Genomic DNA, 24,457 nt, shown 5'->3' with positions numbered 1-24,457 from the left:
TCATGCAAATGCATTAATCCCGGAGCAACGGCCGGGCGACAGCGAAAGCATCAGGGGAGGACCACATGTCGATACAGGCAGGAGATCTCGGCGCGGCCTCCCGCGCCCCGAGCTGGCGTACACCGCTCGTCATCATCGTGTGCGGCTGCGCCATTGCGCTGCTGAGCTTCGGCCCGCGCTCGACCATCGGCTTCTTCGTGCAGCCGATGAGCCGCGAATTCGCCTGGGGACGCGACGTGTTTGGGCTCGCCATCGCCGTCCAGAACCTGCTGTGGGGGCTCGGCCAGCCACTCGCCGGCGCGATCGCCGACCGCTTCGGGGTCATGCGCGTGATCTGGGTCGGCGCGCTGCTCTATGCCGACTCGCCGCTGTCACTGAACATCGGCGCCGGCGTGCTGGTCGGCTTCGGCCTGTCAGGCTGCTCGTTCAACCTCATCCTGTCGGCCTTCAGCAAGCTGCTGCCCCCGGAGCGGCGCGGCCTTGCACTTGGTGCTGGCACGGCTGCCGGCTCGCTCGGCCAGTTCCTGTTCGCGCCGTTCGGCGTCGCGCTGATCGATCAGTTCGGCTGGCAGAGCGCGTTGATGGTGTTCGCAACGTTGATGCTGTTCATCTTGCCGCTGTCGCTCGCGGTTGCGACGCCGCCGGCTGCCGAGGCCAAGCCGTCCGAGACCGAGCAGCAGTCGTTCACGACGGCGCTGATGGAGGCCTTCGGCCACCGCTCCTACGTGCTGCTGGTGCTCGGCTTCTTCACCTGCGGCTTCCAGCTCGCCTTCATCACCGTGCACCTGCCGGCGTTCCTGGTCGATCGTGGCCTGTCGGCCCAGACCGGCGGCTGGGTGATCGCGGCGATCGGGCTGTTCAACATCATCGGCTCGCTCAGCGTCGGCTGGCTGCAGAGCCGGCTGCCGAAGCGCTACATCCTGTCCTTCATCTATTTCACCCGCGCGCTGGCGACGCTCGCCTTCATCTCGTTTCCGGTCACGCCGGCGTCCGCGATCGCCTTCGGCGCGGTCTCCGGGCTCGCTTGGCTCTCCACCGTGCCGCCGACCTCATCGCTGGTCGCGATCATGTTCGGCACGCGCTGGCTGGCGACGCTGTACGGCTTCGCCTTCGTCAGCCACCAGGTCGGCGGCTTCCTCGGCGTCTGGCTCGGCGGCATCGTGTTCGAGCGCTACGGCTCGTATACGCCGATCTGGTGGCTCTCGATCCTGTTCGGGGTGCTGTCGGCGCTGATCAACCTGCCCATCGTCGAAAAACCGGTGGCGCGTGCCGTTCCGGCAACCTGAGTTGCACGCCGGACCCGATCGGCTAAACATGGCCGGAAATCGAAAGAGAGCGCAGGGAGTGCCGCGGTGGGAACGTTCAAGGCGATCCGGATCGACAAGGCCGACAAGGGGACCACGGCGACGTTGACGCAGTTCGACGAGGCCGAACTGATGGACGGCGACGTCACCGTGAAGGTCGAATGGTCGACGCTGAACTACAAGGACGGCCTGGCCTTGACCGGGAAGGCGCCGGTCGTCCGGCGTTTCCCGATGATCGCCGGCATCGATTTTGCCGGCACGGTCGAGCAGTCCAGCCATCCGCAATGGAAGCCAGGCGATGCCGTCATCTGCACCGGCTGGGGCATGGGCGAGACCCATCTCGGCGCCTATGCCGAGAAGGCCCGGGTCAAGGGCGATTGGCTGGTCGGCCTGCCGCCGGGCCTGGCGGCCCGCGACGCGATGGCGATCGGCACCGCCGGGTTCACCGCCATGCTCGCGGTTCTCGCGTTGGAAAAGCACGGGCTGACGCCGGCGAGCGGTCCGGTCGTGGTCACGGGAGCCGCGGGCGGCGTCGGTTCGGTCGCGACGGCCGTGCTCGCCAAGCTCGGCTACCACGTCATCGCCTCGACCGGACGCGTGGCCGAGGCCGGCTATCTCAAGTCGCTCGGGGCCGCCGAGGTGATCGACCGCAACGAGCTGTCCGGGCCGGCCAAGCCGCTCGCCAGGGAGCGCTGGGCAGGGGGCATCGACAGCGTCGGTTCCAACACGCTCGCCAACCTGCTGTCGATGACGAAATATGGCGGCGCGGTCGCGGCCTGCGGCCTGGCTGCCGGTATGGATTTGCCGTCGTCGGTCGCCCCGTTCATTTTGCGCGGCGTGTGCCTTCTCGGTATCGATTCGGTGATGTGCCCGCTGCCGGCGCGCAAGATTGCCTGGGCGCGGCTGGCCGCAGATCTTGACCGTTCAAAACTGGCTGAAATTACGCACGAAATCGCCTTGGATCAGGTGGCTGCCCTGGGCCAGCAGATTCTGGCCGGGCAGGTCCGAGGGCGAACGGTGGTAAGAATATCCTGAGGATGTTCAGACTTTTCAAACCAAGCTGCTCCATTGTTGCCACGGTTGGTATGGTAAGCATGGGGTAAAGATACCGCCTTACCCGCTGCGTGGGGTTAAGTGGGGAGTTTGAGCATGCTCGCGCGTTTGTTGCTGGGGACCGTGACCGTCGGCGCCATCGCTTTACCTGCGGTGGCAGGATCGATGACGGCCGATGAGGCGCGCAAGTTCGTCGCCGGCAAGGTGTTCGCCTTCACCTGCGTCGACGGCACGCGTGGGGCAGGTCGCGTTCTCGACGACATGGGTGCCGCCGGCGCCGTGCAGTTTTCCGGGTCCGGCCCGGTTCGTCAGATCCGGCTGCCCGGTAACACGCTGCAGATCCGTGGCCAGAACGTCTGCGCCGCGATCAAGGGCATGCCGTTCGAGCCCTGCTTCAACCTGGACAAGAAGGACGATCGCAGCTTCCGCGGCTCGGTCTCGGGTCTCGGCAGCATTGCCTATTGCGACTTCCAGCATCAGGGCGGTGCCACGATGCTGATGGCGCGTGCAGTGGCGCGACCTCACGCATCCCGTGCACCGCGCGCCGCCGCCCCTGCGGCGGATACGTCGCATACCGAGGTTGCGGCACGGGTGGAGACGCCGCACGTGGAGCGGAGCAAAGTGGAACCGGTGAGGGCGGAACCCGCGAAGGCGGAGAGTGCCAAGCCTGAAAACACCAGGCCTGAAAACACCAAGGCGGAAATCACCAAGGCTGAAAGCAGCAAGGCTGAAAGCAGCAAGGCGGACGCCGCACCGGAACTCCGACGCTCGACCGATTAGTTATTAGTTCACCGATCATTTAAAAACCGCCTCCGATTAACATATAGCAACATTTCAGACGCGACCGCACGCTAGCGGTCATTGCGCCGTAGTCGTACGGTCGCTTAAATTTATGCCTCGGTAGCGACTCGCGATACAGGGTGCGGCTGGGGGGGTGGCCCACGAGAAAGGGTCGGTAATGTCGTTGTATTTCTTCCGTATCAGCCAGGGCCGCTATTCCGGCGCTGCTGATCAGCCTTACGAATTTGCCAACCGGGAATCTGCCTGGAACGAGTTGACCGCAGTCTGCTCCGACTTGATTGGCGGAATCTCGCGTACGCTGCAGCAGGAGGCAGAGTGGCAAATGGAACTGCTCGACGAGGCCAAGCAGCCGGTGTTCCGGATTCGCCTGGTGTCGGAATCGGTTGGCTGACTTCCAGGCGTTTCGACCGCGTGCGGCCCGCAGTGTCCGGCCGCTTCGCCGCCGGATTACCGTCGAACGTCGGTTCGACGCTGCCAGCCGGGGGCTCGGGTAAAGTCCGAGGACGGGAATCGAACGACGGGCGCCAGCGCCCGCTCTCATCGGCCTCGCCGCCATCCACTCCGAATCCGCGAGTCACAGATAGCCCGTATCACAGATCGAGTGTCGCGCGCTCTCCCCCGTCATTTCGGGATGGGGCGCCGAAGTCGCGGCATCAACTCGCCCTGACGCCGATGGCGTTAGTTTGGAGCGACGATGGAACGATCGCGTGCCGGTCGGTGTGACCGGCCGGACCTCGCCGCACCGCGTCGCGAGTTCTCGCCATGCTGCGTCTTTGGCGTGCTTTCGCGCGAATTGCATGTTTTGATAGTAATCAGGTCTTAAGATGGTTCGCAGCATATCAGTGGAACGGGATCCGCTAATGCGGTCCATCGGATGTTCCCTCCTTCAGGGAGAGGACACATCCTAACAACTGCACGGGCTCAGGATACCGTTGCGCCGTGACCGGCGCCGCGCCCGGTGGCATTTGCCGTATTACTACGGTGCCGAGCCTTAACCGATGTTTGGCTTGTTTTTCTCTAAATAGTTCCATTCGGGGAACGAGCTTTCCGCGCCCTGATCGAAGCACTGCGCAACGCCGCGCGTATACGGACCGGTTGCCGTCGTGAGCGTTGGCAGACAGCGGCCAGAACCGCACAGCCTCTGGGGTCACCCGTGTCCAAACTCTCCATCCGTACCAAGATCATCTCGGTCATCGCCTTCATGCTGGTGACCATGTCCGGGCTCGGCGTTCTCGCCGTGACCAGCATGCAGTCGATCAACGCCGGCACCGTCGACATCGCGACCAACTGGCTGCCGAGCGTGCGCACGATCGGCGAGCTGCGCGCGGACATCAACCTGTTGCGCATCGCATTGCGCGCGCATGTGATGGCGGAAACGACCGAAGCCAAGCAGGCTGCGGACAAGCGCGTGACCGGCATCCTCGAGACGATCGGCAAGGACCGCAAGACCTACGAGCCGATGATCACGTCGGTCGAAGAACGCACGATCTACAACAACTGGGTGCAGGCCTGGGACAAGTATGTGGTCGTCGTGAAGCAGGTGATGGAGGAATCGAACAAGAGCGTCGGACGGCCTCCCCGCGAGGCCACTGATCTGCTCGAAAAATCGGCTGCGGCCATCGCGCGCGAGGCTGACAAATACTTCATCCAGGACATCGAGCTCAACAACAAGGGTGCCGTACAGGCGACCCAGGACGCCGCCGCCAGCTACGCGCGCGCCTTCTGGCTGGTGCTGGCCATCATCGCCGCTGCCATCCTGGCCGGCATTGTGGTCGGCTTCTATCTGGTGCAGAGCGTCTCGCAGGGCATCGCCTCGATCATCAAACCGATGCAGGAGCTGGCCGATGGCGACCTGACGGCCGAGGTGACGCATCGTGGTGAGGCCACGGAGATCGGCGCCATGGCCGACACCTTGCAGGTGTTCAAGGAAGCGCTGATCGCCAAGAAGGAAGCCGACGAGCTCGCCGCCCACGACGCCGAGGCCAAGATCGAGCGCGGCCGCCGCGTCGACAGCATCACGCGCCAGTTCGAGGCGATGATCGGCGAGATCGTGCAGACCGTCTCTTCCGCGTCGACCGAGCTCGAGCATTCCGCCGGTGCGCTGTCATCGACGGCCACCCGCTCCCAGGAAATCTCCACCATGGTCGCAGCTGCATCGGAAGAAGCATCGACCAACGTGCAATCCGTCGCCTCGGCTACCGAGGAGCTGTCGTCGTCGATCACCGAGATCAGCCGCCAGGTGCAGGAATCGGCCCGCATGGCCAACGAAGCGGTCGAGCAGACGCGGCTCACCAATGATCGCGTCGGCGAGCTGACCAAGGCCGCCGCACGCATCGGCGACGTTGTCGAGCTGATCAACACCATTGCCGGCCAGACCAACCTGCTGGCGCTGAATGCCACCATCGAAGCGGCGAGGGCGGGCGAGGCCGGCCGCGGCTTCGCGGTCGTCGCCTCCGAAGTGAAGGCGCTGGCCGAGCAGACGGCGAAGGCGACCGACGAGATCGGCCAGCAGGTCTCGGGCATCCAGGCGGCGACGCAGGAATCGGTCGGTGCGATCAGGGCGATCTCGACCACGATCGAGAAGTTGTCGGAGATTTCGTCCGCGATTGCGGCTGCGGTCGAAGAGCAGGGCGCGGCAACCCAGGAGATCTCGCGCAACGTTCAGCAGGCGTCGCAGGGCACCCAGCAGGTTTCCGTCAACGTCGTCGACGTTCAGCGTGGAGCGACCGAGACCGGGACGGCCTCCACGCATGTTCTGTCGGCTGCGCAATCACTCGCCTCGGACAGCGACCGGCTGAAGCGCGAAGTGGCGTCGTTCCTGCAATCGGTGCGCGCGGCCTGAGCCGTTCCGGCGACCGCAGTCGCATCGCGCCCCGTAGTAATACGACGTTCAGCATTAACGGAACTTTGCGGTAATCGGCGGCACCATGCTCCCCAGCAGGTGCCGCTTTTTCGTCTTCGCCGCGGCGCGGTCGATCACCGCAGAAGCTGACCGCCTCGACACGGCCGGTAGCGGGACGTTTTCTTTCGGAGGATGAGAACGTGTCCAAGCTTTCCATTCGTCTCAAGATCGTCGCCGTCATTGCCTTCATGCTCGTGGCGATGTCCGGACTCGGCATCCTCGCCGTGCGCAGCATGCACGGGATCAACGCGCATACGGTCGATATCGCGAAAAACTGGCTGCCGAGCGTCCGTGTGCTCGGCGCGCTGCGCGCCGACATCAACATGTACCGCCTCACGCTTCGGGTCCACGTGATGGCGTTGTCGGCGGAGGCCAAGGCCGCGGCCGACAAGCGCATGGGCGAGATGCTCGACGCCGTGCAGAAGGACATTCGCGCCTACGAGCCGCTGATCGCGAATGCCGACGAACGCAAGATCTATGAAGCCTGGACGCGCGCCTGGGCCAACTACCTGGCCGCGTCCAACAAGGTGCTCGACGTCTCGCGCAACAATGTCGGGCGTCTCCCCGATGATATCGACGGCCTCTTCAAGGGACCTGGCGCCGCATCGGCCGTCTCCGAAGAGCTGCTGGCGAAGGCCATCGACTTCAACGACAAGGGCGCGGAAGCGGCCACCCGGGACGCCGCCGACGGCTACAGCAGCGCCTTCTGGATCGTGACGACCATCATTCTCGCCGTGGTCGTTGCCGCGGTCGGCGTCGGTTTCTATCTCGTGCAGGACGTCTCGGCCGGCATCGCCTCCATCATCAGGCCGATGCAGGCCTTGGGGCAGGGCGATCTCGGCGCCGAGGTGCCGCACCGCGGTGAGCCGACCGAAATGGGCGCGATGGCCGACACCCTGCAGGTGTTCAAGGAGGCGCTGATCGCCAAGAAGGAAGCCGATGAGCGGGCTGCCGTCGACGCCGAGGCCAAGATCGAGCGCGGCCGCCGCGTCGACGACATCACGCGCCGGTTCGAGGCGACGATCGGCGAGATCGTGCAGACGGTGTCCTCGGCCTCGACCGAGCTCGAGCATTCCGCCGGCGCGCTGTCATCGACAGCGACCCGCTCGCAGGAGATCTCCACCCAGGTCGCGGCGGCGTCGGAGGAGGCGTCGACCAACGTGCAGTCGGTGGCGTCGGCCACGGAGGAGCTGTCGTCCTCGATCACCGAGATCAGCCGTCAGGTGCAGGACTCGGCGCGGATGGCCTCGGACGCCGTCACCCAGGCGCGTCAGACCAACGACCGCGTCGGCGAGTTGTCGAAGGCGGCGGCCAGGATTGGCGACGTCGTCGAGCTGATCAACTCCATTGCCGGCCAGACCAACCTGCTCGCCTTGAATGCCACCATCGAGGCGGCGCGGGCCGGCGAGGCCGGTCGCGGCTTCGCGGTGGTCGCCTCGGAGGTGAAGGCGCTCGCCGAGCAGACCTCGAAGGCGACCGGCGAGATCGGCCAGCAGGTGTCCGGCATCCAGGCCGCGACCCAGGAATCGGTCGGTGCCATCCGGGATATCTCCGGCAGCATCGAACGGCTGTCGGAGATCTCCTCGGCGATCGCGGCCGCGGTGGAAGAGCAGGGCGCGGCGACGCAGGAGATATCGCGCAACGTCCAGCAGGCCGCGCACGGCACCCAGCAGGTGTCGTCCAACGTGGTCGATGTCCAGCGCGGCGCGACGGAGACCGGCTCGGCGTCCTCGCACGTTCTGAGCGCCGCCAAGTCGCTCGCGACCGACAGCGACCGGCTGAAGCGGGAAGTGGCGTCGTTCCTGCAATCGGTCAGGGCTGCCTGATTCAGGGCTGCCTGATCATGACGCCGCCGGCACCGCCGGTGGCGCCTGCTGCTGCCTTCGGAACAGGACCTTCTGATAGAGCCAGCCGATGGCGACCAGCACCAGGCCGAGGCCGATGAACGACAGCGCGCGCCAGACGCCGGTCAGCGCCGACATGTCGACCAGGAAGGCCTTCAGGATCGTCAGCGCGATCACGATCGCCGAGGCCAGGCGGGCGCGCTGCGACTGCACGACGACGCCGATCCCGAGCAGCACCACGCCCAACGCGAGCCAGGCGATCGAATAGGTGTACTGCTCGGCGGCGCTGGTCGATCCCGTCATCAGGTCGGGGCCGTGATAGAGCCGGCGGATCTCCAGGCTCACGTAAGCCAGCGCCAGGATCAGCGCGCCCGCGGCCAGCGTGTTGCCATAGGCGGGAGGACGCCGCCCCGCGACCGCGTAGGACAGCAGCAGCAGCAGCACCGCCGGAAACGCGTAGGCCAGGATCAGGATGTTGAGCAGGCCGCCCTTGATCGCGACATCCGAGATCATCGGATTCTCCAGCACCAGCAGCCCGACCACGGTGGCGCCGCCGGCAAAGCCGGTGAGGATCACGGCGCTGATGTTGTGCACGATGCTGCCGCTGCGCTCGCGCAACCGCTCCAGGCCGAGCGCGAGCGCCAGCGCGACGCAGACGTCGAGGCCCGTTTCGGCGAGCGACGGCACCGCCAGCATGTCGCCGTCGTTGACGGCGTGGCGGATCTCCAGGAAGGCGAGCAGGGCCGTGAACAGGATGGCGGCGGCTTCGACGGCGCGCAGCGGCGCGTCGTCGCCATGGCGGCGCATCAAGTAGCTCGCGCCCCAGAACGAGGCGGCCGGCACGCCATAGCCCCACAGCAGCCAGTTGAAGATCGGCGTGGTGCCGACGTCGGCGCCGACGATGCGCGGATCATGGCCGATCCGGAGCACCACGAGGCCGGCGAAGGCGGCCGCGAGCGTGCGCAGGAACGGGATCGGCCTGTTCTCGAAGATCCAGGCGGTGCCGAGCGACATCAGCGCCAGCGCGATCGTGAGCCAGCCTTTCTCCAGCGCGAAGGTGAGCGCCAGCGCCAGCGCGGCCAGTGTACCGGTTGCGAACAGCGCGATCGCCGCGTTGAGGCCCGGACGCTCCTCGCGCCGGGTCAGCGCTTCGGTCGCGACAGCAAAGGCGGCGGCGAGCACGACGGCGAGGATCGCAAACGGAATCGAGCGGTCGAGATGGGCGATGCGCGCATACAGCGCGACCAGCAGCGCCAGCGGCGTGAATACGCCGGCCGCCGACCAGACCACCGGCACGACTGCGTTCTGCGAGCGTCCCTGCGCCAGGAAGCCTGCGGCGCCGAAGCCGAGCGCGAAGATCGCCGCCGTCACCAGATGCCACGACACGGAGGCGCCGAGCGGGTCCGGTCCCATGCCGGGCAACGCCCCGCCCGGCAGCACCAGCAGATCCGGATTGTCGCGCAGCGCCCATTCGGCGAACACCACGAACACCGTGCCGGCGGCCGCAGCCACCGCGCCGGCGGCGCTCGGCGCCCGCCAGGCGACCGCGAGCGTGGCGGCGACCAGCAGCGTGAAGCCGATCAGCGCCAATCCGTCGTGGAAGCTCGCGAGCACGACCAGCATGGCGCCGAGCAGATAGACGGCCAGCGCCACCGAGGAGATCGGCTCGACCTCATCGTTGTCGGCAGCGGGTCCGAACATGAAGCCGCAGACCACGATCAGGGCGGCCAGCGCGAAACCTGCGGCGACATGGAAGACGTGTGGCGCGACCTCGGCCACGCCGATGTCGAGGCCCGGCAGCGTCCACAGGAACGACAGCCCGATCGTGGTCATGGCGAGCCAGCGCCACAGCCGGACGCGGGCCAGCGCAAACGCCGCCGCGGTGACGATGGCGAGATAGATGTAAAGCGCCCAGTAGTTCGGCTGCCCCGTCGAGACCAGCACCGGTGTCGTGAAGGCGGCGACGATGCCGAGCCCGGCCAGCGCCGGGCCGTGCAGCAGCGCGGCAGCCAGCGTTCCCAGGGCCACGAGGCCGAGCAGGACGAACGCGATCGCGGGCGGGATGAACTGATAGAGCGCATAGGCCGCGTAGACGGTGGCGAAGGCGACGGCGGTGCCGGCCGCCGTCAGCATGGCCGGAATGTTGGCGATCGGCAGCGCCGAGATCTGCGAGATGCTTTCCTGGCGCCGGGTCCATTCGCCGGCCGCGAGCAGCGCGGCCGCAAACAGCGCGCCGAGCGCGACGCGTACCTCGGGGCCGATGAGGCCGGCCTCGATCGAGTAGCGCACCATGAAGAAGCCGCCGAGCGCGAGCGTCAGCCCGCCGATCCACACCACCCAGCGGGTGCCGATGCGCTCCTCGAAACCGGCGGACGGCTGCGGCGCGGGCGGCGGCTGATCGGCCGCTGCGTCGCTCGTCATCGTCGCCGGCTGCACAGCGGGCTCGGTCACTTCCGGCAGCGGCGGCGGCATCGGCGCAGCCGTGGCAGGCTCTTGCAGCGGGCTCAGCGGCGGCGCGGCCGGCATTGGGGCAACGGCCGCCGGACGCGCGGCTTCGAGCCGGTCCAGCCGGGCCTGCAGCTCGGCCAATCGATCGGAGATTTGACGCGCGTATGCGAATATTGCGAACGCGACCAGCAGAGCGATCCAATCCAGGTGCGAATCGAACATCACGCGGGGAAATCCTGAAACAATGGCGCCGGCAGGCGTCACGGGTGGAGGGATGGCGCCGGCTTTCGGGTGGGCGCGGCGAATCGGCCGATGGCCACGGCAGATCGCACGATGGCCGTCGTTCCCTCTGTGTCAAACCGCGGAACATAAGTTCAAAGCGTGCCGGTATGCGGCTACGCAGCGTCGCAACTCAGTCCAGATCGATCCGAAATGGCTGGCTGTCGACCATCATCGCGCCCGGGCCGATGGCGTCCAGCGCGCGCACCATGCGGCCCTCGCGCCCCAGTGCCTTGTCGGCCAGGCTGACGATGAGGCGGTTCGGTGACGCGACCGGCGAGGCTTGGCGGATGGCCCGGGCGATGTCGAGTTCGTCGCGATGCGGATTGAGCGCGCACGCCGTAGCGAAGGCGCTCGCGGTGGAACGGCTGATCCCCGCGTAGCAGTGGATCACCAGCGGAGCCGTGCGATCCCAGCCGCGCACGAATTCCAGCACCCGGGTGACGTGGTCCTCGCTCGGCGCCATGAAGCCCGGCAGCTGCTCGGTGATGTCGTCGACCGATACCCTGAGATGGTTCTCGGGAAGGATCGACTGCGGTCGCTGCACCTGCTCGACATTGGCCATGATGGTAAGGACGTGACTGGCGCCGGTCAGGCGCACGGTCTCGGGCAGGGCGGCAAGCGAGCAGACATGGATCATGAGGGGCCTTTGAAAGCCCGATTATACGACTGCGCGCGTGAGGGCAAAAGCGGCTTTCGAAGATCTGCTGTCGGGCTGGAGCATGCGTGCGCGGCGAGCCTGTGACGCCGAACCTGATCCGGTGTCAGCGGGTGTTCTTCAGGTGTCGCAGCTCCTGGCGGACAAGATGGGCCTTGCCCTCGATCTCGGCGTTCAGCCGCTCGAGGTGGTCGAGCAGACGCTCACGGTTCGGAGACGACAGCTCGACCGGCTTCTCGGACCAGGGACGGCGCACGAACAGGGCCACCACGGCGACGGCCGCGGCGGTCAGGAGCGGAAAGCTCAGCGCAAACAGCTGGTGCGTGGTCATCGAAGACCTCCCAGGATCCATTGACCCAGCAAATGTATGAGCACTCCGGTGACAATGCAAACCACGCCCGAGCCATAGATCACGGCGGCAGGGGTGCTCGATGGCAGCACACCGTAGACGAACTGGGCGAGCGGCACGAACGTTCCGGCGGTGACGATGGCCGTCGCCAGCGTGTTGACCCAGTTGGCGGCCAGCTTCAGGCGCTCGTTGCGGCGCTCGTCCGGTGTCAGCGGCATGGGGTCAGGACCCCAATACGGCGTTGAAGCGGGTCAGGAACCGCTTCTCGGCCTTGGCCGCACTCCAGGGCGTCAGATAGTCCGCCTCCGTGGCCTCCGGCAGGCAGGGGTCACGGCCGAACAGCCGCTTGGCCTCGCTCTCGGAGAAGCCGGCAAGCCGGGTCGCCTCCAGATAGGCTGCGCCGCGATCGGCCGCCTTGATCTGCTGCTCGATGCTGGCCGCAAGCTCCGGCGGCAGGCCGAAGCGGATATGGATCGCCGCCAGCAGCCGCTTCTCCACGGTCTTGTAGCCGGCACCCAGCACCGTCTTGAACGGCGAGATCATGTCGCCGATCACATATTCCGGCGCATCGTGCAGCAGGGCCGCGAGCCGCAGCCTTGCATCGATGTTCGGATTGCGCGCGCGCATCACGGTTTCGACCAGCAGCGTATGCTGGGCGACCGAGAAGATATGCGCGCCCGAGGTCTGGCCGTTCCAGCGCGCCACGCGCGCGAGCCCATGGGCGATGTCGGCGATCTCGACATCGAGCGGCGAGGGATCGATCAGGTCGAGCCGCCGGCCGGACAGCATGCGCTGCCAGACCCGGTCAGGGCGGCTGGAGGCCTTGTTGTTGGTTGTCATTTGGACGTCTTGAGGCGCGGAGTGCGGCGCTTGCCGCTGCAGGTCTCGTGGCAGAAGCAGGTGACGAGATGGTCGTTGACCATGCCGGTGGCCTGCATGAAGGCATAGACGATCGTCGGGCCGACGAACTTGAAGCTGCGCGAAGACAGCTCCTTGGAGATCTTGATCGACAGTGGCGTCGAGGCCGGCACGCTCGCGGTGGTCTTGAACTGGTTGACCTTGGGCGCGCCGTCGACGAAGTCCCACAGGAATTTCGAGAAGCCGTCGCTCTCCTCCTGGATCTTCAGCCAGGATTTGGCGCTGAGAATCGCGCCTTCGATCTTGGCGCGGTTGCGCACGATGCCGGCATCGTTCATCAGCGCGTGGATCTTCTTGTCGTTGTAGCGCGCGATCTTCTCCGGCTGGAAGTCATCGAAGGCGCGGCGGAAATTGTCGCGCTTGCGCAGGATCGTGATCCACGACAGCCCGGCCTGGAAGCCGTCGAGGATCAGCTTCTCGTAGAGCGCGCGGTCGTCATATTCCGGCACGCCCCATTCGGTGTCGTGATAGGCGACATAAAGCGGATCGCTGCCCGGCCAGGGGCAGCGCGTCAGGCCATCGGGATGGACGACAGCAGCGCGGCTCATGCAACCTGCTCAGGCAACCGTCTGCTTCGGCGCCCCCTGCAGGGCATCGGGATCGGCGACACGCAAGGTGAGCCCGCCGGCGGTCAATGGCGTGCCGGCCTCGATCGCCTCGGCGACGCGGTCGATCCGCAGCAGCGCCATGCCCTTGTGCTGCGACGCCGAGCCCATCGTGCCGATGCTCTTGTCGCCGGCCAAGATCGGCGTGCCCGGCTCGGGACTCGCATCGTCGAGCAGCACCTGCGCCGCGCGCGTGCGGGTCGTGCCGCGATGATGCATGCGACTCACGACCTCCTGGCCGACATAGCAGCCCTTGCTGATGTCGACGCCGTGCAGCCGGTCCATGTTGGTCTCGTGCGGGAAGGCGTCGCCATACATGAAGTCGAGCCCGCCGCGCGGCACGCTGTAGTCGATGCGATGTGCCTCATAGGCATCGGAACCGACAACATCGGCGCCGAGCCCTGCGGCGATGTCATGGAGCGATCCCTGTGACGCAATGACGCGCGCGCCGAGGCTCTCGTGACGCGGATCGGTGAAGCTCGGCTCCGGCGTGGCGCCGACGGCGCCATCCCAGATCGCGATCACGCCGAGCTGGTCGGACAGATTGGCGATCGCAACCTTGGCCCTGAGCTTGTAGACGTTGAGCTTGTCGGTGAGCGCCTGGGCAAGCGCGCGCGGACAGTCGAGCAGGAAGCGCTCGCCGGCCTCGTTCGATGGCGCCTGCGCCACCAGGAAGTCGACGATGATCTTGCCCTGCGGCGTCAGCAGCGCGCCGAACCGGGCGTCCCCAGGCGTGAGCTTGGTGACGTCGGTGGTGAACAGTCCGTTGAGGAACTTGCGTGCATCGTCGCCGCTGACCTGGACCACGCCCCGGTCTTCGAGAAACGTCGCCTTCATCCGAAAAACCTCTTGCGACAGGCCGCACTGAAACGTAAGCCGCCCTGGCATAAACCACAAGGCTGAAACGCCCCCGCTCGGTGGGCTCATTCTAAAGATCAAGACGCGCGCCCGGTAAAAGGCCAGCAAATGGGCAGGTGCGCAGCATGATCGACGCGTCTTGTGGTGATGCGGAGAATGAAATCCTATGAGGGCTTCATGAGCCAGCGCTTCCAAGTCATTCTGAAATCCGGAACCGTGGTCAATCAGGACGGCGAGGGCGTCCGCGACATCGGCATCACCGATGGGCGCATCGTGGAGATCGGCAATCTCGGCGCGGCGTCGGCCGCCGAGATCATCGACTGCAAGGGCCTGCACGTGCTGCCCGGCGTGATCGACACCCAGGTGCATTTCCGCGAGCCCGGCCTCACCCATAAGGAGGATCTCGAATCCGGCTCGCGCAGCGCCGTGATGGGCGGCGTCACCGCTGTGTTCGAGATGCCCAACACCAATCCGCTGACGGTGACGGAGGAGGCGTTCACCGCCAAGGTCGCCGCCGGCCGTCATCGCATGCATTGCGACTTCGCCTTCTTCATCGGCGGCACCCGCGAGAACGTCGACCAGTTGCCGGTGCTGGAGCGCGCCGAGGGCTGCGCCGGCGTCAAGGTGTTCGTCGGCTCCTCCACCGGCTCGCTGCTGGTCGAGGACGACGATAGTCTGCGCCGCATCTTCCAGGTGATCCGCCGCCGCGCCGCGTTCCACGCCGAGGACGAATACCGCCTCAACGAGCGCAAGGATCTGCGCGTCGAGAACGATCCGCGCTCGCACCCGGTGTGGCGCGACGAGGAGGCGGCGCTGCGCGCCACCCAGCGGCTGGTCAATCTCGCGCACGAGACCGGCAAGCGCATCCACGTGCTGCACATCTCCACCAAGCAGGAGATCGTGTATTTGCGCGATCACAAGGACGTCGCCACCGTCGAGGCGACGCCGCATCATCTGACGCTGGCGGCGCCCGAGTGCTACGAGCGGCTCGGCACCTACGCGCAGATGAATCCGCCGGTCCGCTCGGCCGACCATCGCGACGTGATCTGGTGGGGCGTCGACCAGGGGATCGTCGACATCCTCGGCTCCGACCATGCGCCGCATACGGCCGAGGAGAAGGCCAAGACCTATCCCGGCTCGCCCTCCGGCATGACCGGCGTGCAGACCCTGGTGCCGATCATGCTGGACCACGTCAACGCGGGACGATTGTCGCTTCAGCGCTTCGTCGATCTCACCAGCGCCGGCCCCGCCCGCATCTACAACATCGCCCGCAAGGGCCGCATCGCCGCCGGCTACGACGCCGATCTCACGATCGTCGACCTCAAGCGCAGCGAGACCATCACCAACAAATGGGTGGCCTCGAAGGCCGGCTGGACGCCTTACGACGGCCTGCGCGTCACCGGCTGGCCCGTCGGCACCTTCGTCCGCGGCCAGCGCGTGATGTGGCAGGGCGAGCTGCTGACGCCGGCCACGGGCGAGCCGGTGCAGTTCATGGAGACGTTGAAGGCGTAAGGTCCGTTGCTCGTTGCTTTACTCCGTCATTGCGAGCGCAGCGAAGCAATCCAGAGTCCTTGCTGAGCCCTGGATTGCTTCGCTGCGCTCGCAATGACGCGGAGTTTCTATGATGCTTCTCGCTGTCATCCCGCGCAAGGCGGGGATCCAGGACTCAGCGGCGGATCGCGTTAGATCTGTCAGCGATTCGCTGTGCGATACAGCGCCCTCTCCCCTTGCGGGAGAGGGCATCACCGGCCGATCCACTTGCTCGGTTGGGTGAGGGGTCTCTCTCCGAGCGCCACGCTCGTGGAAGCATACCCCTCACCCGACCGAGATTGCTGCGCTTTCCTACATGCCCTCTCCCGCAAGGGGCGAGGGCGCATTCACGAGCAGCGCAGTAGGTTGGGCAAAGGCGCGCACGCGACGGCCGTGCGTCGTGCTCTGCTCCATCGCGCCGTGCCCACCACTTTGTTTCCGCGCGCGCTGATCGACGGTGGGCACACGACCGCCCTGCGGGCGTCTGCTTTGCCCACCCTACGCGATCACGTGCTGTGCGACCACGCCGTGCCCGCCGGGCAAATCAGTTGCGCGATTTGTCCGGATGGTCCGACCTTCGTCGTCGTCAAACGACGCAAATCGCATGCGCCGAAACATCAATTTGACGCGCGATCTCAGCGCGATCGTGCACGTGGCACATCTCGCGTCAAAAATTCCTCTTTCGCTTTTACGGAATCCATGCCTACCTTACGTCCATCCCGCCTCAACGAGAGGGGCGTACGCGCGGTCGTCACGAGACGCGAGGCGGGGAGGCGGTGGACGTGTCGGGTTGCAGCGTGACTCTGTTGCGCGGACGAACAACATCGATGCGGACGTGAAGTCGTGTGGTCCTGGCCTCCCGATGCTGAGGTCAAGCTCGCCGTTGAGATGCGAAAGCACCAGCGCGGGCGATGGGGGCAATCAAGCCGGTCCCCAGGGAGAGCACGAAGCAAGCGTTAAAACCATCGCGCAGGGAAGGCTGGGTTCATCCGGCTGCACCTGTGGTTCCTGCCCCGTGCTTCTTGTTCGCACGGGGGCCATGGGCGTCAGCCGACGCCCAGCCTTCCCTGCGCCCTCGATTTCTGCGAGGGACGAACGTCAGTCATTGCTCGGACGCGAATCGCGCCGCGAGAACGACGATGCATGCTCGATCGCTCTTTGACATGTGAAGATGAACGCTGCTGCTGACTTAGATCAGCGAGTTTGAGGCGTAGGGTGGGCAAAGCAGCCGCCCGCAGGGTGGTCGCGTGCCCACCGTCGCGAGGCAGACTCGGAGCTCAATGGTGGGCACGGCGCGCGCGAGAGCGTCGCATCAAACAGGCACCATGGGCGCGCCTTTGCCCACCCTACGGCACTGCGATGGTTCGCTGATGTCGCAGCACCTACTACTGTCATCCCCGCGCAGGCAGGGATCCAGTCGTGTAGCCCGGATCAGCGTAGCGACATCCGGGTTCGCCGATGCACCGCGTGAGACCCCCGATGTCGCTACGCTGATCCGGGCTACGAGTGAAACGTTAAAACCGCGAACCCTACTGCGTCGCCCGCGCCAGCGAGAATTCGCCGTTGCGCACGCGGTCCGGCATCCCCTCGACGAAGGTCGCGACCGCGTCCTCGCCATAGGTGGTGACGAGCTCGGCCAGCGCCGCGAACAGGCTCGCCTGCGCCAGGCAGTCGCCGTCGACGCCGTCATGGCGCGCTTCCGCCCAGGCTTCGTTGAGATAGCTGAGCGCGGCCTGCTTCTGCTCGTGATCGGGCAGGGCGGCGGGGAGGGCGCTGAAAGGCAGGGGAAAGCTCATTGAATTCAGTCTGGCGAGGCCGCGAGGCACGTTGACTTCCGAACGCGGGCGCGTCCGACCCGTGAGGTTTATCACGCAGTGCGTGGACGCCTAGGCCAGTTCTTTAGGAAAGGTTAACAGGGTTAACGCAAACGTGGATAACGCCTGAGAGTCCAACCCCGTGGGCCGTTAATTGGCGTAGCGGGCGGTGAGATCGCGCGAGATCTTGGAGCCCTCGTCGATGTAGCGGCGGATCGCGACCATCGCCGCGGGCGTACAGGTCCGGTAGGTCTGCTGGAAGCCGTTGTAACCGCGGTTGAAGCCGGCGATCATTCGGGCGCGGCGCTCGCCCGACGGGGTCTCGGCATCGACCAGCGCCTGCATCTGGTTGCGCCATTTGGCGCCTTCGTTGCTGCCGCAGATGCCCCTGAGGTAATGCAGGGTGCCGAGGATCTCGGACAGCCGCTGCAGGTCGCCATCGAACGGCGCAGCCGCATCCTGCGCCCGCGCCGGGACGATGGCGCAAGCCGCAGAGAGCATCAGGACGGCCAGCAGGCGCTTGGAGATCATGGGAACCACAGCAGTGATATGCCTTTGCCCGGCGGCAGACGCAAGGCGCGCCTACAGCAGCGCCCGGGCCGCGGCGATGATGTCCGGCAACCCGTCGGTCAGCGGCAGGCCCTCCAGCGCATCCGGGACGCGCCATTGGAAGTCGTCGAGTTCCGGGTTCAGTTTGATCTCGCCGGCCTGCCAGCGCGCGGCGAACGGCAGAATCACGTAATGGCCGCCGCCGCCCTGAGCCGGCAGAACCTCGCGCCAGCCGGCCAGCCCGATGATGGCCATCGACAGCCCGGTCTCCTCCATCACCTCGCGCGCCAGCGCCTCGTGCAGGCTCTCGCCGAACTCGACCCGGCCGCCCGGCAGCGTGTAGACGCCTTTGGCCGGGGCGCGGGCGCGGCGCACCAGCAGGGTTTTGCCGTCGCGAAAGATCGCGGCGCTGACGGCGAGTTGGGGATGGCGGGGAGGCGTGGGGACGGTCATCGCATGCTGCTCCGGGACAACGCGACGTTATATGAATCGTATCGTGCTTTCAGCCCCGTCGCGTGACGGCTCAGTAGCCCGCCATGATGGCGTCGACCGTATCGACCTCATCGACCGGGTCCGGATCGACCTCGATGTCGCCGTTGATGATGCCGCCGGCCTGTGTCACCAGCGGCTTGACCCAGCCGGCAGCCTCCTCGGCGAGCTTCGCCTTGGTCTTGTCCTGCTTGGCTTCGCGCATCGCGCTGCCGACCGCGAGCAGGATCTCGGTCATGGTCTGCGTGAGACGATCGAATTTGTCACGAATTGACGGCTCGGCCTGTTCATAGGCCTCGATGACGAGATCGCGGGCCTTGAAATTGGTGTGGGTGAAATGTTCTGGATAGGTCAGCGGCGTCCACGCCAGGAAGTCCTCAGCGCATTCCGGAATGTCCGGGATCATTTCGAGCAGCATCACGGCTTCGTTGAAATGATTCAGATAGTCGGTGGCAAGCCCGGTGCGCGGATTGATGTTGGCGGCACGCAGGATCGCGGCACGCGCCGGATCAACGGAACTGCCTGCCGGTCGCCGGGTCGTGCGATCGGAATGCATGGAGTGTGGGGCCGCGGCGGTCATCCGCCGCAGTGTTGGCAACCGGAGTTAAAAGGTGCTGAACACACGACGATTTGAGTGAGATTATGTGTGGACGCTTCGTGATCACTTCACCACCCGCGGCACTGCGGCAGATGTTCGGCTACGAGGAGCAGCCGAACTTTCCGCCGCGCCACAATATCGCCCCGACGCAGCCGATCTCCGTAATACTCCTGGATCACGACAAGCGCCATTTTCGCCTGATGCGCTGGGGCTTCATGCCGGCCTGGGTCAAGGATCCCCGCAATTTCACGCTGCTGATCAATGCGCGTTCGGAGACCGTACGCGACAAGCCGGCGTTCAAGAATGCGATCCGGCGGCGCCGCGTTCTTGTGCCCGCTGATGGATATTACGAATGGCAGGTGATCGACGGCCGCAAGCGTCCGTTCTTCATCCATCGCAGTGATCGCGCGCCGCTCGGCTTCGCCGCCCTCGCCGAGACCTGGATGGGACCGAACGGCGAGGAGGTCGACACGGTGGCGATCGTCACGGCGGCCGCGAGCGGTGATCTCGCCATGCTGCATCATCGCGTTCCCGTGACGATCAGGCCGGACGATTTCTCGCTCTGGCTCGACTGCCGCTCCGATGATGCCGACGAGGTCATGAGGCTGCTGGTCGCGCCGCGAGAGGGCGAGTTCGCGTGGTACGAGGTGTCGACGCGCGTCAACACGGTGGCCAACGACGATGAGCAGCTGCTGCTGCCGATGACCGAGGAGATGCGTGCTGCGGAGGACGCGCAGCGCAAACCGGCGAAGAAGGTTGTATCACGCAAGACTTCAACTGCGCCTGCGGATGATGGGCAGGGGAGTCTGTTTTGAGGCAGGGCGCATCAACGAAGAAGGTCGTCATACCCGCGAAGGCGGGATCCAGTACGCCGCGGCCGCTCATGTGAAAACCGATGTCGGTGGAATACTGGGTCCCCCGCTTTCGCGGAGGACGACAGTGGAGCAGGACGGTGCGGTCGGCGCGCAGGCCCCGCTCAGACGAAGATCTTCAGCGCGGCGTGCTGCAGCAGCATGATGGTCTTGGCATCCTGGATGCGCCCGTCGGCGACCATCGCGAGCGCGTCGTCGATGCCGACCTCGAGCACCTCGATCTCCTCGCCCTCATGCGCGAGGCCGCCGCCGGCGCTGACGCGCATCTCGGGCTCGTAGGCGGCGACGAAGAAGTGGATCTTCTCGGTGACGACGCCCGGGCTCATGAAGGCCTCGAACACGAACTTGACGTCGTGCAGGCGATAGCCGGTTTCCTCCTCGGCCTCGAGGCGGATGCGTTCCTCCGGCGAGGCATCATCGAGCAGGCCTGCCGCGGCCTCGATCAGGAGATCGTCATAGCCGTTGACGAATGCCGGATAACGGAACTGCCGGACCAGGATCACGCTGCGCCGTTGCAGGTTGTAGGGCAGGATTGCCGCCGCGTTGCCGCGGTCGAACACGTCGCGGCTCTGCGTCTGCCACGTGCCGTCGTCGCGCCGCCACTCGAATTTCGTCGAGCTCAGCGTGCCGTAATGGTCGGACAGCACGCGCCGCTCGTGGACGCGGATGCGGTCGGAAATGCTCATGCTGGACCTCTATTTCATGCCGGGCGTGGGCTCGCGGCCGTCGAGCCATTTCGAGAACACGACGCTGTCCTGCACGGCATAGTCGAGCTGATTGTAGAACGCCTGCACCTTGGTGTTGTCGCCGCGCACCATCAGCATCAGTTTGGCGACGCCGCGCGTGCGCAGCCAGTCCTCCGCCGCCGCCATGATGGCGCGGCCAAGATCGCGGCCGCGATGGTCGGGATCGACGCTGACGTAGTAGACCCAGCCGCGATGGCCGTCATGGCCGACCATGGCGGAGGCTGCGATCGCGCCGCCGGCGCGGCCGACCAGGATGGTGGAGCTTTCGCCGCGGCGGGCGAGCGCGATGTCGGCGGCCGGATCGTTCCACGGCCGCGTCAGGCCGCAGCGCTGCCACAGCGCGATGATGGCGGGAACATCGGCATCGGTGATGTCGGAGATCGCAAGAGCAGGGGCTGTGTCCATGGGAGAGTCGAAATCCTAGAGAACCTTGCCGGGATTCATGATCCCGAGCGGATCGAACTGCGCCTTGATCGCGCGCATCAGCGCGATGGCGGTCGGATCCTTCACGTCGGGCAGCTCGTCGCGCTTGAGGACGCCGATGCCGTGCTCGGCCGAGATCGAGCCGCCCATGCGCAGTACGATCTCGAACACGACCGCGTTGACCTCGTGCCAGCGCGCGAGATAGTCGGCGGTGTTGGCGCCGATCGGCTGGCTGACATTGTAGTGGATGTTGCCGTCGCCGAGATGGCCGAACGGCACCGGGCGCGCGCCGGGCATCAGCTTCACCACGGCGGCGTTGGCCTCCGCAATGAAGGCCGGCACTGCGGCGACCGGCACTGAGATGTCGTGCTTGATCGAGCCGCCCTCCGGCTTCTGCGCCGCCGAGATGTCCTCGCGCAGCTTCCAGAACGCCATGCGCTGGGCGAGGCTGTCGGCGATCGCGGCGTCATCGACGATACCGTCCTCGAGGCCCTTTTCCAGGATCGTCTCGAGCGTGGCGCGGGCATCGTCGCGCGACGACGACAATTCCATCAGCACGAACCAGGGATGCTGGCCGGTAAGTGGCGCGCGGTTGCCGGCGGCGTGGCGGACCGAGAAGTCGAGCGCGATCGCCGCGATCAGCTCGAAGCTGGTCAGGCTGCCGGCGGCCTCGGCTTGCGCGATCGCGAGCAGCTTGAGCGCGTCCTCCGGCGACTTCAGCCCGACGAAGCTGGTCTCGACCGCGCGCGGCTTCGGGAACAGCTTCAGGCTCGCCGCGGTAATGATGCCGAGCGTGCCCTCGGCGCCGATGAACAGGTTGCGCAGATCGTAGCCGGTGTTGTCCTTCTTCAATTTCGACAGCGCGTTGAGCACGCGCCCGTCGGCCAGCACGACCTCGACCCCGAGCGCCATCTCGCGCGCCACGCCATAGGCCAGCGCGGCGGTGCCGCCGGCATTGGTCGAGAGATTGCCGCCGATGGTGCAGCTGCCCTCGGCGCCGAGCGACAGCGGAAACAACCGGTCGACCTCGGCGGCCTTCTGCTGCGCAACCTGCAGCACCACGCCGGCCTCCGCGATCATGGTGTTGGAGGCAGTGTCGACCTCGCGAATCCTGTCCATGCGCTTCAGCGACACCACCACCTCGCCATTGTGCGGCGTCTGGCCGCCGACGAGGCCGGTGTTGCCGCCCTGCGGCACCAGCGCGATGCGGTGCTCGCTGGCGAGCCTGCAGATCGCGACGACCTCGGCGGTCGAGCCCGGACGCAGCACCAGCGGCGAGCGGCCGTGGAACAGATTACGCTCCTCGGTGACGTAAGGCGCGACGTCGGCAGGCGCGGTCAGCGCCTGGCGCTCGCCGACGATGGCGGCGAATTGCGCGATCAGGTCGGGCGACAGCGGCGGCAGGGCAGGCGGGCTGATGTTCATGGTCGGTCGCTTCCAGTGTTATCTCGGCGCGGCGGCGCGGCGCAGCCGGTCGTTGATGGCCTCGCCCAATCCGTCGTTCGGGATCGGCATCACGGCGATGCTGCGCGCTCCCTTGGCATCGAGGCTGCGAAGATAGCCGAAAAGATGCATCGCCGCCTCCGCCGGATCGCCGGTGGGGGACAGGTTCAGGATCGCGGTGGCGTTGGCGGTGCCAGGCAAGGTCACGGGTCCGAAGGCGAGCAGGGCCTCGCCGGGCGCGACGTCCGTGGCGTCGAGGCGCACGCTGGCGCGCGGCGCATAGTGCGAGGCCAGCATGCCCGGCGCCAGCGGCTGCTCCGGTGCTTGGGCTTCTGCGGCGGCGGGCCTCGCCAGCGGGCGCCCGAGCACCGCCTCGATCGCCTCGCTCGGAATGCCGCCCGGGCGCAGCAGCGTGGGCTCGTCGAAGCAGCCGACGATGGTCGATTCGACGCCGACCTCGACAGGGCCGCCGTCCAGGATCAGATCGATTCGGCCCGCGAGATCGGCCGCGACATGTGCTGCCGTGGTCGGCGACACGTGGCCGGAGATGTTGGCCGAGGGCGCCACCACGGCACCGCCGAACGCCGCGAGCAGCGCCCGCGCGGTCGGATGCGAGGGAATGCGGATAGCCACCGTGTCCAGGCCGGCCGTGGCGAGATCCGCGACCGTGCAGCCGGCGGCCTGCGGCACCACCAAAGTCAGCGGTCCCGGCCAGAACGCTGCGGCCAGACGCTCGGCCGTGGCATCGAAGCACCCGATCCGCCGCGCGGCGGCGACATCGGCGACATGGGCGATCAGCGGGTTGAAGGCCGGACGGCCCTTGGCCTGGTAGAGGCGTGCGATCGCCGCGGCATTGGCGGCGTCGGCGCCGAGGCCGTAGACGGTTTCGGTCGGGAACGCGACCAGTCCGCCGCGTGCGAACGTCGCCGCACCGTCAGCAATTCCGGTCACGTCGGCAGGCAGGATCCGGGTGTTCAGCGCAGGTGTCTCGGGCGGCGACATGATCGGCGTGGTTATGGCGGCTTTATGCGCTCGGCTATAGCGGGCGGCAGCGTGCGAATGAAGCGCGCAAATGATCCGCGCAACTGCGTCCGCTCCGGGCGCCGCGTAAAGCGCCGTGGCCTCAACGAGTTAACCCATCTCCGGACGATCGGCGATTTCGATGCGATTTCCTGCCTGCTGCGCCTTGCGGAGACAGAGACCCGAGGCTATAAGCCGGCTTCCCAAAGTCGGAGCGTGGCTCAGCCCGGTAGAGCACTGCGTTCGGGACGCAGGGGTCGCAGGTTCGAATCCTGCCGCTCCGACCATTTTTTCAAGCACTTAGACCTTTGCCTTTCCCGCCGGCGCCATGGATGCCCAGCGAAACTGATCGGCTGTTGGCCATGTGCGCCCTTAGCTGGACAACGCGACACTACGTCGAGGCCGCGAGCCCCCCTGGAAGGCGTCGACGTCGCTATTCGGTGATGCGGCTGGACCGGGGTCTGGACCACCGCTCACCGAGATGAGGCGCCTCGGATCACGGACGGTCGTGCTGGGTCACAGCCGCCTTCTGCAGTGTTTCGAAAATCTTCCCATTCATCAGAAGCGCGATCTCGCTGGCGGGCATCGGCTTCTGGCACTCGGACAAGGGATTGAACCAGAAGTTGGCATTGGGCAGCATGTCGAACAGGTTGCGGGCTGCTGCGCCGAGGCAGGCTTCCTGCTCCTTCACGTAGTCGGAGATGCGCTTCTTGGACGTAAACGCCGGAAGCCAGGTCAGGCCCTGGAACTCGACGGTCGCGACGTTGATCCTTTCCTGGCGTTCCAGGGACCGCTGCCCGCCGGCCTTCACGGCCGCCTCCGGCGTCAGGACATAGATCTCGCTGTCGAGCAGCGCGCGGTAGAATATCGGGGCGACAGCGGGATCCTTTCCGGCCGCCTGCATCAGTGCTTCGAGACTGTTTTCCGGTTCGAACATCGTACCTCTCCCATTGA

At 66.3% G+C, this 24,457-nt stretch carries 24 protein-coding genes and 1 tRNA gene; 9 read left to right on the top strand and 16 right to left on the bottom strand.

Features of this window, described 5'->3' with window-relative positions; all coding sequences use genetic code 11:
- The first annotated feature begins 65 nt into the window (after positions 1-65).
- The 6 genes from LQG66_RS13945 (at position 66) to LQG66_RS13920 (ending at position 7,886) form a co-directional block, all read left to right on the top strand.
- Entirely contained in the window at positions 66-1,286 is a 1,221-nt protein-coding gene (locus LQG66_RS13945) for an MFS transporter (protein WP_231326789.1), read from the top strand.
- A 66-nt stretch (positions 1,287-1,352) separates the two neighbouring features.
- On the top strand, positions 1,353-2,339 hold the full coding sequence (acuI, locus tag LQG66_RS13940; RefSeq protein ID WP_231326788.1) for an acrylyl-CoA reductase (NADPH): 987 nt from the start codon (positions 1,353-1,355) through the stop codon (positions 2,337-2,339).
- Between the two features lie 114 nt (positions 2,340-2,453).
- Positions 2,454-3,137 (top strand): hypothetical protein, encoded by a 684-nt coding sequence (locus LQG66_RS13935; protein WP_231326787.1) that lies wholly within the window; start codon positions 2,454-2,456, stop codon positions 3,135-3,137.
- A gap of 178 nt (positions 3,138-3,315) precedes the next feature.
- Positions 3,316-3,549, top strand: coding sequence for a DUF6894 family protein (locus LQG66_RS13930; RefSeq protein WP_231326786.1), 234 nt, complete (start codon positions 3,316-3,318; stop codon positions 3,547-3,549).
- A gap of 762 nt (positions 3,550-4,311) precedes the next feature.
- Positions 4,312-6,000: a methyl-accepting chemotaxis protein gene (locus LQG66_RS13925; RefSeq protein WP_231326785.1), complete on the top strand. Its 1,689-nt coding sequence runs from the start codon at positions 4,312-4,314 to the stop codon at positions 5,998-6,000.
- Between the two features lie 200 nt (positions 6,001-6,200).
- Positions 6,201-7,886, top strand: coding sequence for a methyl-accepting chemotaxis protein (locus tag LQG66_RS13920; protein ID WP_231326784.1), 1,686 nt, complete (start codon positions 6,201-6,203; stop codon positions 7,884-7,886).
- 15 nt (positions 7,887-7,901) lie between these two features.
- On the opposite strand, the gene LQG66_RS13915 is transcribed toward LQG66_RS13920, so the two are convergent.
- From LQG66_RS13915 to ygfZ, 7 genes are all read right to left on the bottom strand, one after another.
- Positions 7,902-10,574, bottom strand: a complete 2,673-nt coding sequence (locus LQG66_RS13915; protein ID WP_231326783.1) for a DUF2339 domain-containing protein — start codon at positions 10,572-10,574, stop codon at positions 7,902-7,904.
- A 190-nt stretch (positions 10,575-10,764) separates the two neighbouring features.
- Entirely contained in the window at positions 10,765-11,271 is a 507-nt protein-coding gene (locus LQG66_RS13910; RefSeq protein ID WP_231326782.1) for a tyrosine phosphatase family protein, read from the bottom strand.
- A gap of 124 nt (positions 11,272-11,395) precedes the next feature.
- Positions 11,396-11,620, bottom strand: a complete 225-nt coding sequence (locus LQG66_RS13905; RefSeq protein WP_231326781.1) for a hypothetical protein — start codon at positions 11,618-11,620, stop codon at positions 11,396-11,398.
- On the bottom strand, positions 11,617-11,856 hold the full coding sequence (locus LQG66_RS13900) for a hypothetical protein (protein ID WP_231326780.1): 240 nt from the start codon (positions 11,854-11,856) through the stop codon (positions 11,617-11,619). The genes LQG66_RS13905 and LQG66_RS13900 overlap by 4 nt, the downstream gene beginning before the upstream one ends.
- Before the next feature lie 4 nt (positions 11,857-11,860).
- Entirely contained in the window at positions 11,861-12,478 is a 618-nt protein-coding gene (locus tag LQG66_RS13895) for an HD family hydrolase (protein WP_231326779.1), read from the bottom strand.
- On the bottom strand, positions 12,475-13,104 hold the full coding sequence (locus tag LQG66_RS13890) for a DNA-3-methyladenine glycosylase I (RefSeq protein WP_231326778.1): 630 nt from the start codon (positions 13,102-13,104) through the stop codon (positions 12,475-12,477). The genes LQG66_RS13895 and LQG66_RS13890 overlap by 4 nt, the downstream gene beginning before the upstream one ends.
- A gap of 9 nt (positions 13,105-13,113) precedes the next feature.
- Entirely contained in the window at positions 13,114-13,998 is an 885-nt protein-coding gene (gene ygfZ / locus LQG66_RS13885) for a CAF17-like 4Fe-4S cluster assembly/insertion protein YgfZ (RefSeq protein WP_231326777.1), read from the bottom strand.
- Positions 13,999-14,196: 198 nt separating this feature from the next.
- Between ygfZ and LQG66_RS13880 the strand changes: the two genes are divergently transcribed.
- On the top strand, positions 14,197-15,531 hold the full coding sequence (locus LQG66_RS13880) for a dihydroorotase (RefSeq protein WP_231327778.1): 1,335 nt from the start codon (positions 14,197-14,199) through the stop codon (positions 15,529-15,531).
- Positions 15,532-17,078: 1,547 nt separating this feature from the next.
- Here LQG66_RS13880 and LQG66_RS13875 read toward each other — a convergent pair.
- From LQG66_RS13875 to LQG66_RS13860, 4 genes are all read right to left on the bottom strand, one after another.
- A complete protein-coding gene (locus tag LQG66_RS13875) occupies positions 17,079-17,345 on the bottom strand; it encodes a hypothetical protein (RefSeq protein ID WP_231326776.1) in 267 nt (88 codons plus the stop codon).
- Positions 17,346-17,513: 168 nt separating this feature from the next.
- Entirely contained in the window at positions 17,514-17,894 is a 381-nt protein-coding gene (locus LQG66_RS13870; RefSeq protein ID WP_231326775.1) for a TIGR02301 family protein, read from the bottom strand.
- A 51-nt stretch (positions 17,895-17,945) separates the two neighbouring features.
- Entirely contained in the window at positions 17,946-18,365 is a 420-nt protein-coding gene (locus LQG66_RS13865) for an NUDIX hydrolase (protein ID WP_231326774.1), read from the bottom strand.
- Positions 18,366-18,435: 70 nt separating this feature from the next.
- Positions 18,436-18,957, bottom strand: coding sequence for a hypothetical protein (locus LQG66_RS13860; protein WP_231326773.1), 522 nt, complete (start codon positions 18,955-18,957; stop codon positions 18,436-18,438).
- An 86-nt stretch (positions 18,958-19,043) separates the two neighbouring features.
- Between LQG66_RS13860 and LQG66_RS13855 the strand changes: the two genes are divergently transcribed.
- Positions 19,044-19,814 carry an SOS response-associated peptidase gene (locus tag LQG66_RS13855; RefSeq protein WP_231326772.1) on the top strand — a complete coding sequence of 257 codons (771 nt, stop codon included), beginning with the start codon at positions 19,044-19,046 and terminating at the stop codon, positions 19,812-19,814.
- Positions 19,815-19,975: 161 nt separating this feature from the next.
- Here the strand turns inward: LQG66_RS13855 and LQG66_RS13850 are convergent, their stop codons facing one another.
- From LQG66_RS13850 to LQG66_RS13835, 4 genes are read right to left on the bottom strand one after another with little or no spacing between them, the layout of a single operon-like run.
- Positions 19,976-20,557 carry an NUDIX domain-containing protein gene (locus tag LQG66_RS13850; protein ID WP_231326771.1) on the bottom strand — a complete coding sequence of 194 codons (582 nt, stop codon included), beginning with the start codon at positions 20,555-20,557 and terminating at the stop codon, positions 19,976-19,978.
- Positions 20,558-20,566: 9 nt separating this feature from the next.
- The gene (locus LQG66_RS13845) at positions 20,567-21,022 is read right to left on the bottom strand and encodes a GNAT family acetyltransferase (RefSeq protein WP_231326770.1); all 456 of its coding nucleotides are present in this window, start codon (positions 21,020-21,022) and stop codon (positions 20,567-20,569) included.
- A 15-nt stretch (positions 21,023-21,037) separates the two neighbouring features.
- A complete protein-coding gene (locus LQG66_RS13840; protein ID WP_231326769.1) occupies positions 21,038-22,465 on the bottom strand; it encodes an FAD-binding oxidoreductase in 1,428 nt (475 codons plus the stop codon).
- Between the two features lie 18 nt (positions 22,466-22,483).
- Positions 22,484-23,485: an L-threonylcarbamoyladenylate synthase gene (locus tag LQG66_RS13835; protein ID WP_231326768.1), complete on the bottom strand. Its 1,002-nt coding sequence runs from the start codon at positions 23,483-23,485 to the stop codon at positions 22,484-22,486.
- 228 nt (positions 23,486-23,713) lie between these two features.
- On the opposite strand from LQG66_RS13835, the gene LQG66_RS13830 reads away from it, so the two are divergent.
- Positions 23,714-23,790, top strand: a tRNA-Pro gene (locus LQG66_RS13830).
- Between the two features lie 209 nt (positions 23,791-23,999).
- Here LQG66_RS13830 and LQG66_RS13825 read toward each other — a convergent pair.
- Positions 24,000-24,440, bottom strand: a complete 441-nt coding sequence (locus LQG66_RS13825) for an SseB family protein (protein WP_231326767.1) — start codon at positions 24,438-24,440, stop codon at positions 24,000-24,002.
- Between the last annotated feature and the right edge of the window lie 17 nt (positions 24,441-24,457).

The sequence above is a fragment of the Bradyrhizobium ontarionense genome, assembly GCF_021088345.1.
GTDB lineage: Bacteria > Pseudomonadota > Alphaproteobacteria > Rhizobiales > Xanthobacteraceae > Bradyrhizobium > Bradyrhizobium ontarionense.
Note: the sequence above shows the minus strand (reverse complement) of the source record. Positions and strands in the feature narration are given on the sequence as shown.

Excerpts from the sequence above, each read along its gene's own strand:
- LQG66_RS13945 (WP_231326789.1), top strand. The coding sequence starts at position 66 with ATGTCGATACAGGCAGGAGATCTCGGCGCGGCCTCCCGCGCCCCGAGC.
- LQG66_RS13935 (WP_231326787.1), top strand. The coding sequence starts at position 2,454 with ATGCTCGCGCGTTTGTTGCTGGGGACCGTGACCGTCGGCGCCATCGCT.
- LQG66_RS13930 (WP_231326786.1), top strand. The coding sequence starts at position 3,316 with ATGTCGTTGTATTTCTTCCGTATCAGCCAGGGCCGCTATTCCGGCGCT.
- LQG66_RS13915 (WP_231326783.1), bottom strand. The coding sequence starts at position 10,574 with ATGTTCGATTCGCACCTGGATTGGATCGCTCTGCTGGTCGCGTTCGCA.
- LQG66_RS13910 (WP_231326782.1), bottom strand. The coding sequence starts at position 11,271 with ATGATCCATGTCTGCTCGCTTGCCGCCCTGCCCGAGACCGTGCGCCTG.
- LQG66_RS13905 (WP_231326781.1), bottom strand. The coding sequence starts at position 11,620 with ATGACCACGCACCAGCTGTTTGCGCTGAGCTTTCCGCTCCTGACCGCC.
- LQG66_RS13900 (WP_231326780.1), bottom strand. The coding sequence starts at position 11,856 with ATGCCGCTGACACCGGACGAGCGCCGCAACGAGCGCCTGAAGCTGGCC.
- LQG66_RS13895 (WP_231326779.1), bottom strand. The coding sequence starts at position 12,478 with ATGACAACCAACAACAAGGCCTCCAGCCGCCCTGACCGGGTCTGGCAG.
- LQG66_RS13890 (WP_231326778.1), bottom strand. The coding sequence starts at position 13,104 with ATGAGCCGCGCTGCTGTCGTCCATCCCGATGGCCTGACGCGCTGCCCC.
- ygfZ (WP_231326777.1), bottom strand. The coding sequence starts at position 13,998 with ATGAAGGCGACGTTTCTCGAAGACCGGGGCGTGGTCCAGGTCAGCGGC.
- LQG66_RS13880 (WP_231327778.1), top strand. The coding sequence starts at position 14,197 with ATGAGCCAGCGCTTCCAAGTCATTCTGAAATCCGGAACCGTGGTCAAT.
- LQG66_RS13875 (WP_231326776.1), bottom strand. The coding sequence starts at position 17,345 with ATGAGCTTTCCCCTGCCTTTCAGCGCCCTCCCCGCCGCCCTGCCCGAT.
- LQG66_RS13870 (WP_231326775.1), bottom strand. The coding sequence starts at position 17,894 with ATGATCTCCAAGCGCCTGCTGGCCGTCCTGATGCTCTCTGCGGCTTGC.
- LQG66_RS13865 (WP_231326774.1), bottom strand. The coding sequence starts at position 18,365 with ATGACCGTCCCCACGCCTCCCCGCCATCCCCAACTCGCCGTCAGCGCC.
- LQG66_RS13860 (WP_231326773.1), bottom strand. The coding sequence starts at position 18,957 with ATGCATTCCGATCGCACGACCCGGCGACCGGCAGGCAGTTCCGTTGAT.
- LQG66_RS13855 (WP_231326772.1), top strand. The coding sequence starts at position 19,044 with ATGTGTGGACGCTTCGTGATCACTTCACCACCCGCGGCACTGCGGCAG.
- LQG66_RS13850 (WP_231326771.1), bottom strand. The coding sequence starts at position 20,557 with ATGAGCATTTCCGACCGCATCCGCGTCCACGAGCGGCGCGTGCTGTCC.
- LQG66_RS13845 (WP_231326770.1), bottom strand. The coding sequence starts at position 21,022 with ATGGACACAGCCCCTGCTCTTGCGATCTCCGACATCACCGATGCCGAT.
- LQG66_RS13840 (WP_231326769.1), bottom strand. The coding sequence starts at position 22,465 with ATGAACATCAGCCCGCCTGCCCTGCCGCCGCTGTCGCCCGACCTGATC.
- LQG66_RS13835 (WP_231326768.1), bottom strand. The coding sequence starts at position 23,485 with ATGTCGCCGCCCGAGACACCTGCGCTGAACACCCGGATCCTGCCTGCC.
- LQG66_RS13825 (WP_231326767.1), bottom strand. The coding sequence starts at position 24,440 with ATGTTCGAACCGGAAAACAGTCTCGAAGCACTGATGCAGGCGGCCGGA.